This is a genomic window from Mesorhizobium sp. CCNWLY176 (genome assembly GCF_037153935.1).
GTDB classification, from domain to species: Bacteria; Pseudomonadota; Alphaproteobacteria; order Rhizobiales; family Rhizobiaceae; genus Mesorhizobium_M; species Mesorhizobium_M zhangyense.
The window spans coordinates 1-16,251 of record NZ_JBBBDZ010000006.1; the positions used below are offsets into that span (position 1 = coordinate 1).

The 16,251-nt window shown below is 62.4% G+C and carries 16 protein-coding genes; 7 read left to right on the forward strand and 9 right to left on the reverse strand.

Annotated elements, in window-relative coordinates:
• The coding region (locus WBQ96_RS11765) for a hypothetical protein (RefSeq protein WP_336550634.1) at window positions 1-307 on the forward strand (307 nt) is incomplete at its 5' end.
• Window positions 308-318: 11 nt separating this feature from the next.
• Window positions 319-1,728: an MATE family efflux transporter gene (locus WBQ96_RS11770; protein WP_336550633.1), complete on the forward strand. Its 1,410-nt coding sequence runs from the start codon at window positions 319-321 to the stop codon at window positions 1,726-1,728.
• A 223-nt stretch (window positions 1,729-1,951) separates the two neighbouring features.
• On the opposite strand, the gene WBQ96_RS11775 is transcribed toward WBQ96_RS11770, so the two are convergent.
• From WBQ96_RS11775 to speB, 9 genes are all read right to left on the reverse strand, one after another.
• Window positions 1,952-2,728 (reverse strand): carbon-nitrogen hydrolase family protein, encoded by a 777-nt coding sequence (locus WBQ96_RS11775; protein ID WP_165119111.1) that lies wholly within the window; start codon window positions 2,726-2,728, stop codon window positions 1,952-1,954.
• Window positions 2,725-3,528 carry an ABC transporter permease gene (locus WBQ96_RS11780; RefSeq protein WP_165119112.1) on the reverse strand — a complete coding sequence of 268 codons (804 nt, stop codon included), beginning with the start codon at window positions 3,526-3,528 and terminating at the stop codon, window positions 2,725-2,727. The genes WBQ96_RS11775 and WBQ96_RS11780 overlap by 4 nt, the downstream gene beginning before the upstream one ends.
• Window positions 3,525-4,379: an ABC transporter permease gene (locus WBQ96_RS11785; RefSeq protein WP_165119113.1), complete on the reverse strand. Its 855-nt coding sequence runs from the start codon at window positions 4,377-4,379 to the stop codon at window positions 3,525-3,527. The genes WBQ96_RS11780 and WBQ96_RS11785 overlap by 4 nt, the downstream gene beginning before the upstream one ends.
• Entirely contained in the window at window positions 4,376-5,413 is a 1,038-nt protein-coding gene (locus tag WBQ96_RS11790) for an ABC transporter ATP-binding protein (protein WP_336550632.1), read from the reverse strand. Before WBQ96_RS11790 ends, WBQ96_RS11785 begins: the two co-directional genes overlap by 4 nt.
• Window positions 5,414-5,715: 302 nt before the next feature.
• The gene (locus tag WBQ96_RS11795) at window positions 5,716-6,804 is read right to left on the reverse strand and encodes an ABC transporter substrate-binding protein (RefSeq protein ID WP_336550631.1); all 1,089 of its coding nucleotides are present in this window, start codon (window positions 6,802-6,804) and stop codon (window positions 5,716-5,718) included.
• Between the two features lie 56 nt (window positions 6,805-6,860).
• Window positions 6,861-7,508 carry an amino acid ABC transporter permease gene (locus WBQ96_RS11800; protein WP_336550630.1) on the reverse strand — a complete coding sequence of 216 codons (648 nt, stop codon included), beginning with the start codon at window positions 7,506-7,508 and terminating at the stop codon, window positions 6,861-6,863.
• Complete coding sequence (locus tag WBQ96_RS11805; RefSeq protein ID WP_336550629.1) at window positions 7,505-8,173, reverse strand: amino acid ABC transporter permease; 669 nt, start codon at window positions 8,171-8,173, stop codon at window positions 7,505-7,507. The genes WBQ96_RS11800 and WBQ96_RS11805 overlap by 4 nt, the downstream gene beginning before the upstream one ends.
• 3 nt (window positions 8,174-8,176) lie before the next feature.
• The gene (locus tag WBQ96_RS11810; RefSeq protein ID WP_336550628.1) at window positions 8,177-8,980 is read right to left on the reverse strand and encodes a transporter substrate-binding domain-containing protein; all 804 of its coding nucleotides are present in this window, start codon (window positions 8,978-8,980) and stop codon (window positions 8,177-8,179) included.
• A gap of 89 nt (window positions 8,981-9,069) precedes the next feature.
• Window positions 9,070-10,131, reverse strand: a complete 1,062-nt coding sequence (gene speB / locus WBQ96_RS11815) for an agmatinase (RefSeq protein ID WP_336550627.1) — start codon at window positions 10,129-10,131, stop codon at window positions 9,070-9,072.
• Between the two features lie 209 nt (window positions 10,132-10,340).
• On the opposite strand from speB, the gene gcvA reads away from it, so the two are divergent.
• From gcvA to WBQ96_RS11840, 5 genes are all read left to right on the forward strand, one after another.
• The gene (gene gcvA, locus WBQ96_RS11820; RefSeq protein ID WP_336550626.1) at window positions 10,341-11,309 is read left to right on the forward strand and encodes a transcriptional regulator GcvA; all 969 of its coding nucleotides are present in this window, start codon (window positions 10,341-10,343) and stop codon (window positions 11,307-11,309) included.
• A gap of 123 nt (window positions 11,310-11,432) precedes the next feature.
• Window positions 11,433-12,737 carry a nicotinate phosphoribosyltransferase gene (gene pncB, locus WBQ96_RS11825; protein WP_091911521.1) on the forward strand — a complete coding sequence of 435 codons (1,305 nt, stop codon included), beginning with the start codon at window positions 11,433-11,435 and terminating at the stop codon, window positions 12,735-12,737.
• Window positions 12,738-12,967: 230 nt separating this feature from the next.
• A complete protein-coding gene (locus WBQ96_RS11830) occupies window positions 12,968-14,419 on the forward strand; it encodes a hypothetical protein (protein WP_442920827.1) in 1,452 nt (483 codons plus the stop codon).
• Between the two features lie 168 nt (window positions 14,420-14,587).
• A complete protein-coding gene (locus WBQ96_RS11835; RefSeq protein WP_165119122.1) occupies window positions 14,588-15,892 on the forward strand; it encodes an ABC transporter substrate-binding protein in 1,305 nt (434 codons plus the stop codon).
• Between the two features lie 66 nt (window positions 15,893-15,958).
• Window positions 15,959-16,249 (forward strand): antitoxin of toxin-antitoxin stability system, encoded by a 291-nt coding sequence (locus tag WBQ96_RS11840; RefSeq protein ID WP_205826718.1) that lies wholly within the window; start codon window positions 15,959-15,961, stop codon window positions 16,247-16,249.
• Window positions 16,250-16,251 lie beyond the last annotated feature (2 nt).

The following is a 16,251-nucleotide window of genomic DNA, read 5'->3' on the forward strand; positions in this document are numbered from 1 at the left end:
CGCAAAATCCTCGTCACCATCAACGCTATCATCCGGACCGGAAAGCCCTTCGCGACCTGAAACAACACAGTTGCCGGATAACCTGCGCTTCGCTCCCTTGGCCGGGATAACGAGGTTGAACGGCAAACTGTGCCGCTTCTACCGTGAAAGAGACGGCGTTGCCATCACCCTGGCTCAATTGTCGGCGGCACTGGTGGCTTGCCTAACGAAAGCATTTCGTTCAAAAGGCATTCAAAATCGGAAAAACCGTTCGTTTTTCCGTAAAAACGCGACTGACGGCATGATTTTCGCCGCGGTTCGCCCCTGAAAGTTAGAAAAATGTCTGCGATACAGGTCGAAGCGAGAGCTCCGGCAAACCCTTGGCGTCTCGAAATTCGCGCAATGCTGTCTTTGGCCTGGCCGATGATCCTGACCAATCTCGGCCAGACCGCGATGACGGCCACCGACGTTATGATGATGGGCCGGCTTAGTGCCGACACGCTGGCTGCCGGCGCGCTGGGCGCCAATCTTTATTTCGCGCCGCTGATCTTCGGGCTTGGCCTGATGCTCGCGACCTCACCGATGATCGCGACCGAACTTGGCCGCAGGCGCCATTCCGTGCGCGACCTGCGCCGCACCGTGCGCCAGGGGCTTTGGCTCGCCATCCTCGTTTCGATCCCGATCTGGATCGTCCTGTGGAATGCCGAAGCCATTCTGGCCGCCATGGGGCAGGAACCGGCGCTCGCCGCGCAGGCCGGCATCTATGTGCGCTGGCTGCAATGGGCGGTGCTGCCCTTCTACGGCTATATCGTGCTGCGCTCCTTCATCTCGGCGCTGGAGCGTCCGGGCTGGGCGTTGATCATCGTCTTCGTCGCGGTGGCCTTCAACGTGCTCGCCAACTGGTGTCTTATGTTCGGCAATCTCGGCTTCCCGGCCATGGGCATTGCCGGCTCCGGGCTGGCGACGAGCCTGTCCAGCGCGTTGATGTTCATCGGCATGGCAGCGGTGGTGATGATGGAACCGAAATTCCGGCGCTACCGCCTGTTCGGCCGTTTCTGGCGCTCGGACTGGCCGCGTTTCGTCGGGCTTCTGAAGCTCGGCCTGCCGATCGCCGGCATCCTGGCTTTCGAGGTCACCATCTTCAATGCCGCCGCCTTATTCATGGGCCTGATCGATTCGCCGTCATTGGCAGCACACGCCATCGCCATACAGATCGCCTCGATCAGCTTCATGGTGCCGCTGGGGCTCAACCAAGCGGTGACGGTGCGCGTCGGCCTGGCCTATGGCGCGCAGAACCCGGAAGGCATCAGCCGCGCCGGCTGGACCGCATTCGTCATGGGTGTTTCTTTCATGGCGTTGACCGCCCTGTCGATGATCCTGTGGCCGCGCCTGCTAATCAGCGCCTTCATCGATCTCAACGATCCGGCCAACGCGGTCGTCATTGGGCTTGCCGTGTCGTTCCTGGCGCTGGCAGCGCTGTTCCAGATCGTCGACGGCGCGCAGGCGGTGGCTGCCGGCATGCTGCGCGGCCTGCACGACACCACGATACCGATGATCTACGCGGCGATCGGCTATTGGGGTGTAGGCCTGCCGCTCGGCGTGGCGCTGGCCTTCCATTTCGGCTTCCATGGCGTCGGCATCTGGATCGGCCTGTCAGTGGGCCTTGCGGTGGTGGCGGTGTTGCTGATGTGGCGCTGGCTACGGCGCGATCAGCTTGGGTTGACGGGAATGGCTACAGTTACGAACTGAACCTTCACGGTTGCGTTCCTTCGCGCCCCCCTCTGGCCTGCCGGCCATCTCCCCCGCAGGTGGGGAGATTAGCTATGTCGCTCGTGCCGCCTATTCTGCAACGTTGACGATTGGCGAAAGTCAATCTGAAGGCTGATCTCCCCACCTGCGGGGGAGATGGCCGGCAGGCCAGAGGGGGGCGCCGTAGAGCGCGTTCGACAGAGCGAAATGTAACTCTGCGGCGTTAAACCCTGAGATCGGCCAAATAGGAATTCGTCGCCGCCGAAGCCGCGTAATCGGCGGGACGGACTTCAGCGAGCAGCAGCGCCTCCTCGCCCCGGCCCGCTTCGGCCAGCAACGTGCCATCGGGTGCGGCAATGCCTGAAAGACCGGCATAGGAAAACAGCGCATCCGCGCCGCAGTGGTTCACATAGGCGACAAAAATCTGGTTCTCGAAGGCGCGCACGGGGATCAGCTTGCGGGCGATAAATTCGTCATGATCACTTGCCGGCAGCGCCGTCGGCACGATGACCGCATCGACACCTGCCTGCGCAAGCCGCCGCACATTTTCGGGGAACTCGACATCGTAGCAGATCAGCAGGCCGATCTTCGCGCCGCGATGGTTGACCACGCAGGCAGCCGGCTTTTCCGCCAGGAACAGACCGCGCTCGTAGGCGCCATAGAGATGAGATTTGCGGTAGACGACAGGAGCCGCCGAGCCATCGACATAAAGCGCGCTGTTGTAGATCGTCTCGCCGGCGCGTTCGGCAAAACCGACGACCATCGCGATTCCGGTTTCAGCCGACAGCGCTGATAGCCGGGCGGCAAGATCGCCGTCGGCAGGCTCGGCCAGTGCTTTCGTCGCCTCGCCCGCACCGTAACCTGTGACGGCCAGTTCGGGCGTGACGAGCAGATCGGCACCGCCCTTCGCCGCCTCGCGCGCCGCCCGTTCGATGCGCGCAAGATTGGCAGCGACATCGCCGGCCACGGCCTGCATCTGGAGTGCCGCCAGTTTCATCACTTGCCCTCCGAACCCATGGCACCAAGCAGCCGCCTGATGTCGCCGAACCTGGCGATCAGCCCGAAGACCAGCGCTGCGATCGCCACGAAGAACACCGTCACGGACGCCATGGTCGGCGTATAGCCGTAGCGCAGCGCGTTGAAGATTTTTATCGGCAGCGTTTCCATGGTGAAGCCGATGGTCATATAGGCGACGATGTATTCGTTGAGCGACAGCACGAAGGCGAAGGCATAACCGGAAACGAGATAGGGCAGGATCAGCGGCAGCACCACGGTTTTGGCGATGGTGCGGTCGTCGGCGCCCATGGTCGCGGCGGCTTCCACCAGCGAGCGGTCAATGGAGGCGAAGCCGAGCGACAGCGTCACCAGCGGCAGCGTGACGAAGAAGATCGCGTGGCTGATCGCCGCCGTCCAAGGCTGGCCGTAGAAGCCCGTTGTCGCCCAGAAGGTCAGGAAACCCAAGGCGGTGATGACCGGCGGGAGAATAAAGGGGGCGACCCCGAGAAGCTGGAAGATATGCGCCCAGGGCGCATGACGACGCCACAGGAACCATGCCAGCGGCAGCGCAATCGCCACCGCAAGTGCTGCCGCCGAAACCGCCAGCAGCAGCGAAGCGATCAGCGCGCTGCGCCATTCCGGGTCGGTAAAAATCTGCGCGTACCAGGCGAGCGAAAAGCCTTTTGGCGGGAAGGACAGATCCTGTTTCTCGTTGACCGAGACGCCGAGCACGACGATCAGCGGTGCTGCGAGAAACAGCGCGACAAGGGCGAAATAGAGCCGGCGAAGCAATCTGTCCGTCATCCCGCATTCTCCCGCCTGCCCACCAGCAGGGTAAGCCCGACCAGCGCCAGCGACATCAGCACCAGGAACACGGCCATGGCTGCCGCGAAAGGCATGTTGGACTGGTAGATCGCCTGATCGGTGATCAGCACCGACAGCGTCCATTGCGACGGCCGGCCGAGGATCTGCGGCAGCAAATAGCAACCAAGCGCGAAGACGAAGACCATGATCAGCGTCGCCACCAGCGTGTTGCGCAGCGCCGGCGTCACCACGTTGAAGAAGGCGCGCACCGGTGAGGCGCCTAGCGTTCGCGCAGCCTCGAGCAATGTCGGGTCAAGCCGCACGAGGGCGGGATAAAGCACGAGGATCGTATAGGGCAGCGCCTGATAGACCATGCCTGTCAGCACCGCGCCAAAGCCCGGCAGCAGCGCCTGCGGCTGGGACATCAGACCGACCGCGACCAGCAGATTGGTGATGCCGGCTGTGCGCGAAAACAGCGTCGACCAGGCAAAGCCGATGATGACTTCCGACAGCGACAGCACCGACAGCAGGCAGACCAGCCACACCGTCTGCACCTTGCGCGATTGCTTGGTCAGCAGATAGGTGAAGGGGAATGCGATGGCGATGCAGCAGATGGCGACCAGCACCGCCAGCATCAGCGAGAAGCCGAGCACGCTGCCGAAGAAGGTTGACAGGAAGCGCGCATAATTGTCGAAGACGAAATCGGTCTTGTAGAAGCCGGCCGGATCGCGCTTGAAGAAGCTCACCGCGATCATCGTCGAGAACGGCACGACGAAGAAGACGATCAGCATCAGCGCCGGAAAGAACAGCGGCGTGTAGTCGCCAATGGAACGCGGCGCCTCGCGTCTCATGACTTCAGAACCACGCAGCTTTCGGGCGGCAGCACGATGCCGACGCTCTGCCCGACCTTGACCTCGGGCCGTTCGCGCGGCGTGGCGACAGCGATGATCGTCTTGCCGCCGGCCTCGACGAAGGTCTCGATGGTGCCGCCGAGGTCGCGCACGAAGGTGACCGTGCCATCGATCGCGCCGTTGCCGGGGGCGGTGAGATGCACGTCCTCAGGCCGTACCGAAATCGAGGCTTTCGAGCCGCCGGAAGGAAGCGTCAGGCCGGGAATGGCTGATCCCAGAACCGTGGCGCGGCCGGCGCTGTCGGCGGAGACCGGCAGAAGGTTGGTCGAGCCGATGAAGTCGGCGACGAAGGCGTCCGCCGGCTTGCGGTAGATTTCGACCGGGGCGGCGGCCTGGCGGATGCGGCCCTCGCCCATCACCACGACCAGATCGGCCATGGTCATCGCTTCGCGCTGGTCATGGGTGACGACGATGGTGGTGATGCCGAGCTTCTGCTGCAACTGGCGCAGCTCGACCTGCATGGATTCGCGCAGCTTGGCGTCCAGCGCCGACATCGGTTCATCGAGCAGGAACAGGCGCGGCGAAAGCGCAAGCGCGCGGGCGATGGCGACACGCTGGCGCTGGCCGCCGGAAAGTTTTGCGACGGGCCGGTCAGCAAAACCCGGCAGATGGATCAGCTTCAGCAACTCATCGACGCGCTTCTGCTGGTCCTGCTTCGAAGCACCGCGAATGCGCAGCGAATAGGCGATGTTGTCACCCACCGACAGATGCGGAAACAGCGCCAGCGACTGGAACACCATGCCGAGATTGCGCTTGTGGGTCGGGACGGCGGTGATGTCCTCGTCGTCGATGACGATCCTGCCGCTGGTCGGCTCCTCCAATCCGGCGATCATACGAAGCAGCGTGGTCTTGCCGCAGCCCGACGGCCCGAGCAGGCAGACGAAGGTGCCGTGCGGCACGTTCAGCGCGACATTGTCGACGGCTTTGAAATCGCCGAATTCCTTGGTGATGTCGTTCAGTGACAGGCCGGACATACTGGTTACCCTGCTCTTTTGCTTATCATATGCGGGTAGAGGGTCAGGCGAAAAGGCCGCCGCGTCGGTTTTCTTCCTTACGGCAAGGCAATCGCCGATGGCACAGCCGACCCCCACTCCGCCTCGCTACGCTCGACACCTCTCCCCCTCAAAAGGGGAGAGGAAGGGCGCCAGGTTTGCGGACGGCGTTTCCTCTCCCCCGTCGATCGGGGGAGAGGTGGCTCGGCGGAGCCGAGACGGAGTGGGGGTCGAACTCTGTATGCGATTGCCCTTCCGTGAACGGGAGAAGGAAAGAAAGAATTTTACCCCGCGATCAGCTCGGTCCATTTCTGGTTAAGCCAGTCGGACTTGGTCGTGTAGAGGTCGTAGCGCGGGATGATCGGCTCGATTTCCGACGACACGGCGGCGAATTCCTCCCGCTTCAGGTCGAGCACTTCCTTCTTCAGCGTCGGCGCAGTGCCGACCTTGCGCGACATCAGGCCCTGGACCGAAGGCTGGCTCATATAGTCGATGAAGACATGGGCCTCGTCCGCCTTCTTGGAGGCGCGCGAGATGACCCAGTTGCCGGAATCCTGAATGCCGCCTTCCTTCGGGAAGGTCGAGCGCACGGGCTGGCCGTCGGCGGCAGCGAGGCCGGTGACGTCGTGATAATACTGGCCCATCGGGATTTCGCCCGACTTCAGAGCCTGCTCGAACTGCGCCTCGTCGCGATACCAGAGGCGGACATTCGGCTTGACTTCGGCGAGCTTCTCGAAAGCCTTCAGCTGGCCTTCCTCGGTGTCGAGCGCATTGGTGCCGCCCAGATAAGTCTTGGCCGTCACTTCGAGCAGGAAGGAGTTGGAAACCAGCGCCAGAAGGCCGAGCTTGTCGGCATTGGCCGGATCCCACAGGGCTTCCCAGGAGGTCGGCGCTTCCTTGTAGACGTCGGTGTTGGTGACCAGCGTGATGTACCACGCCACCGCGCCGATGCCGGCGATGCGGCCATCCGGATATTTGTTGACGAAGCGGTCGAGCAGGTCGCCGCCATGCTTGATCTTGGCTATATCGATCGGCGTCCACAGTTCCGTCGCCTGGCCCTTCAGCGTCGATACCTGAGACATCATCGAAACGTCGGCCGGGGCCTGGCCTGCCTTGGCTGCCTGTTCGAGCTGGACCAGCCAGGCTTCGCCCGTTGGCTCGGCAATGGATTCGACGGCAATGCCGGTCGCCTTGGTGAATTCCGGGAAGATATGCTCGTCGAAGGACTTCTTGAAGTAGCCGCCATAGACGCCGACCTTCAATGATTTGTCCTGCGCGCGCAGCACGGCAGGCATGGCAAGCAACGCGGCACCCGCAACGCCCGCGCCGAGCACGCTGCGGCGGCTCAGGCTGGTTTTCAGAAATTCGGTCATTTTCGTTCTCCTGTTTTTGCCGACGTTGCGGCTGTTCCCACGGTTTTCAAGCGAATTCAATGTGCGCCAGCGCGACTCTCCAGCATTCTGGCATATTGGGTGAGCGGATAGCACAGCACGAAAAAGATCAGCGCGACCAGCCCATAGACCGTGAAGGGTTCGAATGTCGCATTGTTGATCGCATTCGAGGTTCTGAGAAGCTCCTCGAAGCCGATGATTGAGGTCAGCGCCGTGCTTTTGATAAGCTGGACGAGGAAGCCGACGATCGGCGCCCGCGTGATCGAGAAAGCCTGCGGCAGGATGATGAGGCGCAGTTCCTGAATGTAGTGCAGCCCCAGGCTGGCGCCCGCGTCCCACTGGCCGCGCGGCAAGGCGTCGACGCCGCTTCTCCAGATCTCGGCGAGATAGGCGCTGGCAAAGAAGGTCAGCGCCAGCACCGCCGCCGTCCACGGCTCGATGCGAAAGCCGAGCATCGGCAGGCCAAAGAACATCAGGAAAAGCTGCATAAGAAGCGGCGTGCCCTGGAACAGGGCGATGTAGCCGCTGGCAAAGCGGCGAAGCCATTTCGCCTTGGATATTCTGAGGAAGAGGATGACGAGGCCGACCGCGCCGCCGCCGACAAAGGCGGCAATCGACAAGAGGATCGTCCAGCGCGTGGCAAACAGCAGGTTTCGCAGAATGTCCCAGAAGGTGAACTCGATCATGTCACACCTGCCGAGAGTGTGCGGCGTCCGACCGAAACCAGCATGCGCCGCAGCGCGATCGAAAGGCCGAGATAGACCATCGTCACGACGAAGTAGGTCTCGAAGGCGCGAAAGGTTCTGGCCTGCAGCATATCGGCTTCATAGGTGAGTTCGCGGACGGCGATCTGCGATACGACTGCGGATTCGAGCATCATGATCACGATCTGGCTCGTCAGCGCCGGGAAGATGACCTTCAGCGCCTGCGGCAGCACGATCTTGACGAACACCTGGCGCGGCCGCAAGCCCAGAGAAAGTGCCGCTTCCCTCTGGCCGACCGGCACCGCATCAAGGCCGGCGCCGACGATCTCCGTGGTGTAGGCGGCCATGTTGAGCGTCATCGCCAGAACCGCGGCAAGGATCGGGTCGAGCCTGATGCCGAGGCTGGGCAGGCCGAAGAAGATGAAGAAGAGCTGCACTAGAAACGGCGTGTTGCGGACCACCTCGACATAGGCGGTTATCGCCAGGCGGAGCCAGCGATAGCCGCTGCGCCGGCCGGCGGCAGCAAGGACGCTGATGAACGTCCCGGCCAGCGTCGTCACCACGATCAGCATGACCGTTACGGCGGCACCCCGGGCGATTGCGCCCGAGGCCTCGTAAAGCCAGCCGAAATCGAGGCTGTAGCCCACAGATCAATCCTTGAGGTTTTCAGGATTGAGCGGCGTCTTCAGCCACTCCTCCGATGCCTTGTTCAACTGCCCGTCTGCCAGCATCTTGGCGACGGCGTCGTTGATCGCCTTCTTCAGTCCCTCTTCGTTCTTGTTCAATCCTATATGCGAGGGAGAGGTCAGCAACTGGAACTTCTGCTCCGGCTTTAGCGCTTCCTGGCGCGCCAGAACCTGCGCGCCGACATCGTTGCCGACGACCATCAGCTGGGTCTGGCCCGAGATGAAGGCCTGGATCACAGCGTTGTAATTGTCGAAGCGCTTGATGTCGGCTGTCGCCGGGGCCGCTTCCGTGAGTGACGTGTCTTCCAGCGTGCCGCGGTTCACGGCGATGCTCTTGTCGGCCAGCGCGGCCTTGTCCTTGACCTCCAGTGCGGCCGGTCCGATCACCGCGATATAGTAAGGTGCGTAGGCGGCGGCGAAGTCGATGACCTGCTCGCGCTCCTTGCTGTAGCCGACGCTCATCAACAGGTCGACGCGATGATCGGTCAGGTAGGGAATGCGGTTCTGGCCGGTCACGGCGACCGTGTTGAGCTTTACCTTCAGAGAGTCGGCGATGAACTGCGCGACTTCCATGTCGTAGCCCTTGAGGCTCATATCGGCGCTGGCCGAGGAGAAGGGCGGAAAGTCGGCGAAGACACCGACATTGATGACGCCGGCCTTGGCTATGTCTTCAAGGGCGTCGGCATGGGCCGCCTGCGTGGCGATGCCGGCGCTGCCGAGCAGCAGCAAGGCGGCAAAGGACGATTTGAGATGCGAATGCATGGTCATTTTGGTTCCCCTTCTGGAAAATCATTATTGTCGGTGCGGCCCAGGCGGACCGCCCTGCCATCGGTTCCAGGCCGATGGCGAAAACTGGGTCAGGCCTTCCTGTCTTTGACGGCGGGACTGAACACCATCAGGCTTAGGATCTCGAACAGCACCTGCGCGCCGGCATGTGCCGTGTTGGTGGTGGAGTCATACTGCGGCGCGACCTCGACCACGTCGCCGCCGACGAGATTGAGCCCCTTCAGGCCGCGCAGGATTTCCAGGACCTCGCGCGTCGTCAGCCCACCGACTTCCGGCGTGCCGGTGCCGGGCGCGAACGCCGGGTCGAGGCTGTCGATGTCGAAGGAAAGATAGGTCGGGCCATCGCCGACGATCTTGCGCGCCTTTTCGATGACGGCGGAAATGCCCATGCCCGTCATCTCCTCGGCGTGGATGACCGTCATGCCGGACTCGTAGGTGAACTCCCACAGATATTCGGCCGAGCCGCGAATGCCGATCTGGATCGTGCGCGTCGGATCGAGCACGCCGTCCAGCACCGCATTGCGGAACGGGCCGCCGTGATGGAACTTGGTCAGATCGTAGGCGCCGCCGGTGTCGCAATGCGCGTCGATATGGATCATGCCGACCGGGCGCTTCTTGCCGACCGCCTTGAGGATCGGATGGCTGATCGAATGATCGCCGCCGACCGACAGCGGCAGCACGCCGGCATCGACGATCTGGTTGATGCGCCGCTCGATGTCGTCATGGCTGAGTTCGAGACGGTAGCGGCTCTGGAACGGCACGTCGCCAATGTCGGCGACGCGCAGATCCTGCACCGGGGCGCAGTCGAGCACGTGATTATACGGCCCGATGCGCTCGATGGTGCGCAGGGCGCGCGGACCGAAGCGGGAGCCTGGACGATTGGTGACGCCGAGATCCATCGGCACGCCGATCATCGCGACCTGCAGATCGCCGAAATCGGGATTGTCGTTGTCGACCTGCACATAAGGCGCGGTCAGGAAGGTCGGCACACCCGAATAGGGAGCCAGCCGCGTGCCGCTCTTGGAGAAAATCTTGTCGGCGACGCGCCGGAACTGGGGGTTGAACAGTTCGCCGCCATGGCTCTCACCATATTTGCGGCGCAACGCGTCGAGCTTGCCACGATCGAAACCCATGCCGGTAGTCTCCCTGATTAAGCCGTACTGGACGGTGGTCTGCCGGAGTCCCTCGCGGCGTTTTCGCCGTCTCGCTCCTGCGTGAAAGTGCAATCCCGCACCTTCTGTTCCGTCTGAATTCTTGGGCAGGCGCGTTGAAAAATCAATTGATATTGTTAAAGCTTCGATTGTGAGATTTTCTCACATGCGAGTGCTACCGGAAACCGCAAATGAGCAAGCGCCTGCCGCCCCTGAACCCACTGCGCGCCTTCGAGGCGACGGCGCGGCACGGCTCCCTGAGCAAGGCCGCCGGCGAGCTAAACGTCACCCACGGCGCCATCAGCCACCAGATCCGCGCGCTGGAGCTTTCGCTCAGGGTCAAGCTGTTCGAGCGCGTCGGCCAGCGGCTCAAGCTGACGCCGCAGGGTGCCGAGCTTCTGCCGGCGGTATCCAGCGCCTTCGACGGCATCGCGGCAGCCACTGCGCGCATGACGCGGCCGACGAGTTCGGGCACGCTGACCATTAGCTGCGTGCCGGCGCTGCTGTCGCTGTGGCTGATCCCGCGCCTCGGCAGCTTCATGGCGCGCTTTCCCGACATAAGGCTCAAACTGATCGCCTCCAACGACCCGCAGGACATCCGCTCGCCCGACATCGATATCTGCGTGCATTATGGCGATGGCAACTGGGCCGATTGCTGGCTCAAGAAATGGCTCAACCTGGAGCTCTTCCCGGTGGTGAGCCCGACGCTGATCAACAACAGGCCCATCCGCACTATCCGTGACCTTGCCGACCACGTCATGCTGCACGGCGATGACGGCCGCGAATGGCACACCTGGCTTGCCGCAGCCGAGGCGCTGGACCTGAACCGCGGGCGCGAACACCATTTCAGCGACGCGCGGCTGTCGACCGAGGCGGCGATCAGCGGCCATGGCGTTGCACTCGGCGATTCCGTCACCGCCAGTGGCCTGCTCGCCAAGGGCCAGTTGGTGACGCCGTTCAACCTGTCGGTTCCCGCCAGCTATGCCTTCTACGTCATATGTCGCAACGAGGTGCGCTCGGCGCCGGTGGCGCAGGTCTTCATCGACTGGCTCTATGCCGAAGGCGAGGAAGCGGCGGGACGGACCGAGGCAGCCGTCGCCGGCCAGATCAGCATCCGCAAGCGCCGCTCGCAGAAGGCAAACGCCCCGGTCGAGCCATAACCAATCTCTGTCGCCGGCTCATTTTTTGTCGGTCCAGAGCGGCAATCATGAAGCGCAACGTCAAATTCAGTGATATTAGCGCTGTCGGACAGTCCGAAGCGGCATGAAAAGGCTCCTGGGTGAATGGCAAAAACCGATATTGCGCGGCGCGTCTACAATCACGCATGGAAGCTCGACCCCATCGTGCGCAGCCTGCTCGATACCGATTTCTACAAGCTGCTGATGCTCCAGATGATCTGGGGCATGTATCCGAACGTCGACGTCACCTTCTCGCTGATAAACCGCACCACATCGGTAAAGCTCGGTGAGGAAATCGACGAGCAGGAACTGCGCGACCAGCTCGACCATGCCCGCACGCTACGCTTCAGCAAGAAGGAGATGATCTGGCTGGGCGGCAACACCTTCTATGGCCGCAAGCAGATTTTCGAGCCGGAATTCCTGGCCTGGCTGGAAGATTTCCAGCTTCCCGAATATGAGCTGACCAAGCGCGACGGCCAGTACGAGCTCGAATTCCACGGGCCGTGGATGTACACGACGCTGTGGGAAATTCCGGCGCTCGCCATCATCAACGAATTGCGCTCGCGCTCGGCGATGAAGCCGTTCGCACCGTTCGCGCTCGACGTTCTCTACGCCCGTGCCAAGGCCAAGCTCTGGACCAAGACCGAGCGGCTGCGCCAACTGCCGGACCTGAAGATTTCCGACTTCGGCACCCGCCGCCGCCACAGCTTCCTGTGGCAGCGCTGGTGCGTGGAAGCGCTGAAGGAAGGCATCGGCGAGGCCTTTACCGGCACGTCCAACGTGCTGCTGGCGATGGACAACGACCTCGAAGCGCTCGGCACCAATGCGCATGAGCTGCCGATGGTGCTGGCGGCACTCACCAACAGCGAACAGGAGCTGCGCAAGTCGCCCTACAAGGTGCTGCAGGACTGGCAGCGCTATTACGGCGGCAACCTGCTGATCGTGTTGCCCGACGCCTTCGGCACCACCGCCTTCCTGCGCGATGCGCCGGACTGGATCGCCGACTGGACCGGCTTCCGCCCCGACAGCGCGCCGCCGATCGAGGCCGGCGAAAAGATCATGGCCTGGTGGCGCGAGAAGGGCGTCGACCCGAAGAAGAAGCTGCTGATCTTTTCCGACGGGCTGGAGGTCGAGACGATCGAGGAGACTTACCGCCATTTCAAGGGCAAGGTTCGCATGTCCTTCGGCTGGGGCACCAACCTGACCAATGATTTCGAAGGCTGCGCACCAATGGAAACCCGCGGCCTCAACGCCATCTCGCTGGTCTGCAAGGTCACCAAGGTCAACGGCCGCGAGGCTGTGAAACTCTCCGACAACCCGGCAAAGGCGACGGGCGACAAACGCGAAATCGAACGCTATCTGCGGATATTTGGCGAGAAGGATCGCGTGGAGCATCTGGTGAAGGTGTGAGGGGAGAGGCTTCGCCGGGTGTGGATACTCATGCCCCGGGCTGAGATGACGTGGATGGCCAGGAGCAGATCTTGATCCGACAACCCACTACATCACCACCCCCCTCTGTCCTGCCGGACATCTCCCCCGCAAGGGGGGAGATCACGCTATCATCAGAGCCTTCGCCAACCTCAAACGTAGCAAGGAATGAGGCGGCATGGCCATTGCCGATCTCCCCCCTTGCGGGGGAGATGTCCGGCAGGACAGAGGGGGGTGGTGACGCGGGGCGCAGGCCGACCTCCCTTTTACCCACCCTCACATTCCTCGCCTGCATAGCTATCTTCCTAAACACGTCACCGGCCTTCGCCCACGCTTCCGATCGCGGCTATGTCCTGCTCATGCCGACCGGCTATTATCTAACCGGCGGTGCCATGGCGGTTGCCGCAAGTTTTCTGGTGCTGGCCGTCTTGCCGCCAGCCCTGCTCGAGCGCTTCGCCGCCAAACGTCTTGCGTTCTTCTCAGTCAGCGAGCGCGCACGTACCTTCACCAGCCTCATCGCCTTCGCGATCCTCGCCACTCTGATCGCCGCCGGCTTTCTCGGCAGCCGCGATCCACTTTCCAACCCGCTGCCGCTGACCATCTGGACGCTGCTGTGGGTCGGGCTGACGCTGGTGCAGGGCGTGTTCGGCAATCTCTGGGCATGGATCAACCCGTGGTACGGGCCGTGGCGGGTCGTTGCTGCCATCTTTCCAACGCTGCGCGACCGGCGGCTTCCCAAATGGGCCGGCTACTGGCCAGCACTCATACTGTTCTTCGCCTTCGCGTGGTTCGAGCTGATCGACCCCGCGCCCGACGACCCGGCGCGGCTTGCCTGGGCGGCAGGCATCTACTGGCTGGTGAGCTTCTTGGCTGTGATCGCCTTCGGCTATGAAGACTGGAGCCGGCGCGGCGAATTCCTGTCCGTGTTCTTTCGGATGGTGTCGCGGTTTGGGATGGTGGAGGCTGCACGTCCAGAAAACCGGACATCACTCTGCCTGCCCGGCGCGAAGCTTTGGGCCGCAAATCCTTTGCCGGCTAGCGGCATGTTCTTTCTCTTGCTGTCACTTAGCTCCGTGTCCTTCGACGGCCTGTCGAAAACCTTCTTCTGGCTCGGCCTCAACGGCATCAATCCGCTGGAATTTCCAGGCCGCTCGGCCGTCATGACAACGAACACGATAGGGCTGGTGCTGATATTCGCAGCCCTTTCAGCCGTCTATCTGCTGGCCGTGCTCCTCGGCGAGCGTCTCGCCGGCAGCCGCCTGCCCTTCGCCAGATCCGCCGGGCTTCTGGTCTGGTCGATCGTGCCGATCGCGCTCGCCTATCATTTCTCGCATTACCTCACCGCCTTCCTCGTCAACGGCCAGTATGCGCTGGTGGCAATCTCCGACCCGTTCTCCAGCGGCTGGGACGTGTTCGGCACCGCTGGCTTTCAGGTCGGCGCCGGCATCGTCGCCGGTTATCAGTCGGCCTGGGCGCTTTGGAACGCACAGGCTGCGGCAATCATCGGCGGGCATGTGCTGGCAGTGCTCATAGCGCATGGGCTGGCCTACCGGCTCCATCCGACAGCAAGACAGGCTGCGCTCAGCCAGTTGCCGCTCACGATCCTGATGATCGGCTACACCGTTTTCGGCCTGTGGCTGCTGTCGACGCCGACCGCCGGCTGACGCTGTTTTCGGACTGAAACACGGCGCGTGCTTCCCCTTGGGGAGCAGCTATTGCCATGCCGGAACTTTGGTGATTTAGTTTGTACACATGCAATTTTCCGCCTCGAAAATGGGCGAGGCGTTTGATGTTGATCAGCGGTTATAAGTCATAAGACAAGGGGAACCGACATGACCGATAAAAGCAGGATTCTGGGGCCGGATGGCCTTCGTCTAAACCGCCGCACCGCGCTGAAGGGGCTTGCCGCCACCGCCGGCCTCGCCGCCGCGCCCGGCTTCGTCCGCTATGCGCAGGCGCAGAGCTCGGCGCCGATCAAGATCGGCTTCCAGTCGCATCGCACCGGTATCGGCGCCGCCTATGGCCGCTGGTATGAAAAGACAACCGCAGCAGCCGTAAAACTCATCAACGATGCCGGCGGCATCACCGGCCGTCCGGTCGAGATCGTCATCGAGGACGATGGCACCGACCCAAAGCGCGGCGCCGAAGTGGTCGCCAAATTCGCCAGCCAGCACAAGACCGACATCGTCTTCGGCACGCTGTTTTCCCACGTCGTCATCGGCTCGGCGCCCACGGCGGGCGAACTGAAAATTCCCTATTACGTGGTCAGCGAAGGCCACCACGTCGCCTCCACAAAACTCAACCGCTACTGCTTCCAGCCTGGCATCACCGACGTGAAAAGCCAGGTGCAGTCGGTCGCGCCATGGATCGCGGCCAATGCCGGCAAGAAGGTCACGATGATCTATCCGGATTTTGCGTTCGGCTACGACCATCGCGACTACCTGCCGCCGGCGCTGAAGGCGCAGGGCGCGGAAGTCATCGCGCAGATCGCCATTCCGCCGACGGAAAGCTCGTTCACCCGCTATTTCCCGCAGATCCCGGCTGAGACCGAGGTCATCTACCATGTCATGGTCGGGCCTGCGGTGCTGACCTTCGTCAAGGAACTCGGCGAATTCTACGGCTCCAACCGGCCGCAGCTTTTCGGCTTCATCGACTCGCTCGAGGCCGTCGACATCAACAGCCCCGGCCTCGAATTCCTCGACGGCAGCCATTTCTGGGAAGGCTCGCCGCGCTACGCCCAGGAGAACGACTCCGACGCGCAGAAAGCCTATCGCGCCGCCGTCGGCATCGACGAGAACGGTGCTGCCGTCGGCGACCCCAAGGACGTCTCCACCGCCGCCCACATGTTCGGCTGCTGGGAGACGCTCTATGTCATCAAGAAGGCGATGGAAGACGCCGGCTACAAGGGACCGGAAGACCGCGGCAAGCTGGTTGAGGCGACCGAGGCTCTCACTGAGTTCAAGGAAGGCCCCGAGCATCCGCAGGGCGACAAGACCTTCAACGGCAAGATCCACCAGTGCTTTGGCCACCAGAACATTTCCAAGGTGGAAGGCGGCAAGCTCAAGGTCGTGCACCGCACCTCGATCGAGGACGGCATGTACGAGGCCGAAGGCGATTATACGACGCAGTCGCTGTAAGCTGAAAAGTTGCCGGAAAGGTACTGACTGCGTATATACATCGTCAGTACCGCAAAGGAGGCTGTCATGCCGAAAGAAGCTGTGTTCACGATGAAGCTGGAGCCCGAACTGCGGGATGCGTTCATGGCGGCCGCCGAGGCGGCGGATCGCCCCGCTTCTCAGATCGTGCGCGAAATGATGCGTGATTTTGTCCGAACGCGAGAGGAAGAAGAACGCAGTTATGTGGAATTCCTGCGCCGCAAGGTTGAAATCTCGCGCAAGCAATTCGAAGCCGGCTTGAGTTTTTCTCAGGAGGAGGTCGAGGCCGAAGTTGCGGCAAGGCGAAAGAAACTGCTAGCCCGCACTAAAGAGGCCTAGCC

Bases quoted from the DNA above. Each gene is read 5' to 3' on its own strand.
- WBQ96_RS11770 (WP_336550633.1), top strand. From the start codon at position 319: ATGTCTGCGATACAGGTCGAAGCGAGAGCTCCGGCAAACCCTTGGCGT.
- WBQ96_RS11780 (WP_165119112.1), bottom strand. From the start codon at position 3,528: ATGACGGACAGATTGCTTCGCCGGCTCTATTTCGCCCTTGTCGCGCTG.
- WBQ96_RS11785 (WP_165119113.1), bottom strand. From the start codon at position 4,379: ATGAGACGCGAGGCGCCGCGTTCCATTGGCGACTACACGCCGCTGTTC.
- WBQ96_RS11790 (WP_336550632.1), bottom strand. From the start codon at position 5,413: ATGTCCGGCCTGTCACTGAACGACATCACCAAGGAATTCGGCGATTTC.
- WBQ96_RS11795 (WP_336550631.1), bottom strand. From the start codon at position 6,804: ATGACCGAATTTCTGAAAACCAGCCTGAGCCGCCGCAGCGTGCTCGGC.
- WBQ96_RS11800 (WP_336550630.1), bottom strand. From the start codon at position 7,508: ATGATCGAGTTCACCTTCTGGGACATTCTGCGAAACCTGCTGTTTGCC.
- WBQ96_RS11810 (WP_336550628.1), bottom strand. From the start codon at position 8,980: ATGACCATGCATTCGCATCTCAAATCGTCCTTTGCCGCCTTGCTGCTG.
- speB (WP_336550627.1), bottom strand. From the start codon at position 10,131: ATGGGTTTCGATCGTGGCAAGCTCGACGCGTTGCGCCGCAAATATGGT.
- gcvA (WP_336550626.1), top strand. From the start codon at position 10,341: ATGAGCAAGCGCCTGCCGCCCCTGAACCCACTGCGCGCCTTCGAGGCG.
- pncB (WP_091911521.1), top strand. From the start codon at position 11,433: ATGGCAAAAACCGATATTGCGCGGCGCGTCTACAATCACGCATGGAAG.
- WBQ96_RS11830 (WP_442920827.1), top strand. From the start codon at position 12,968: ATGTCCGGCAGGACAGAGGGGGGTGGTGACGCGGGGCGCAGGCCGACC.
- WBQ96_RS11835 (WP_165119122.1), top strand. From the start codon at position 14,588: ATGACCGATAAAAGCAGGATTCTGGGGCCGGATGGCCTTCGTCTAAAC.
- WBQ96_RS11840 (WP_205826718.1), top strand. From the start codon at position 15,959: ATGCCGAAAGAAGCTGTGTTCACGATGAAGCTGGAGCCCGAACTGCGG.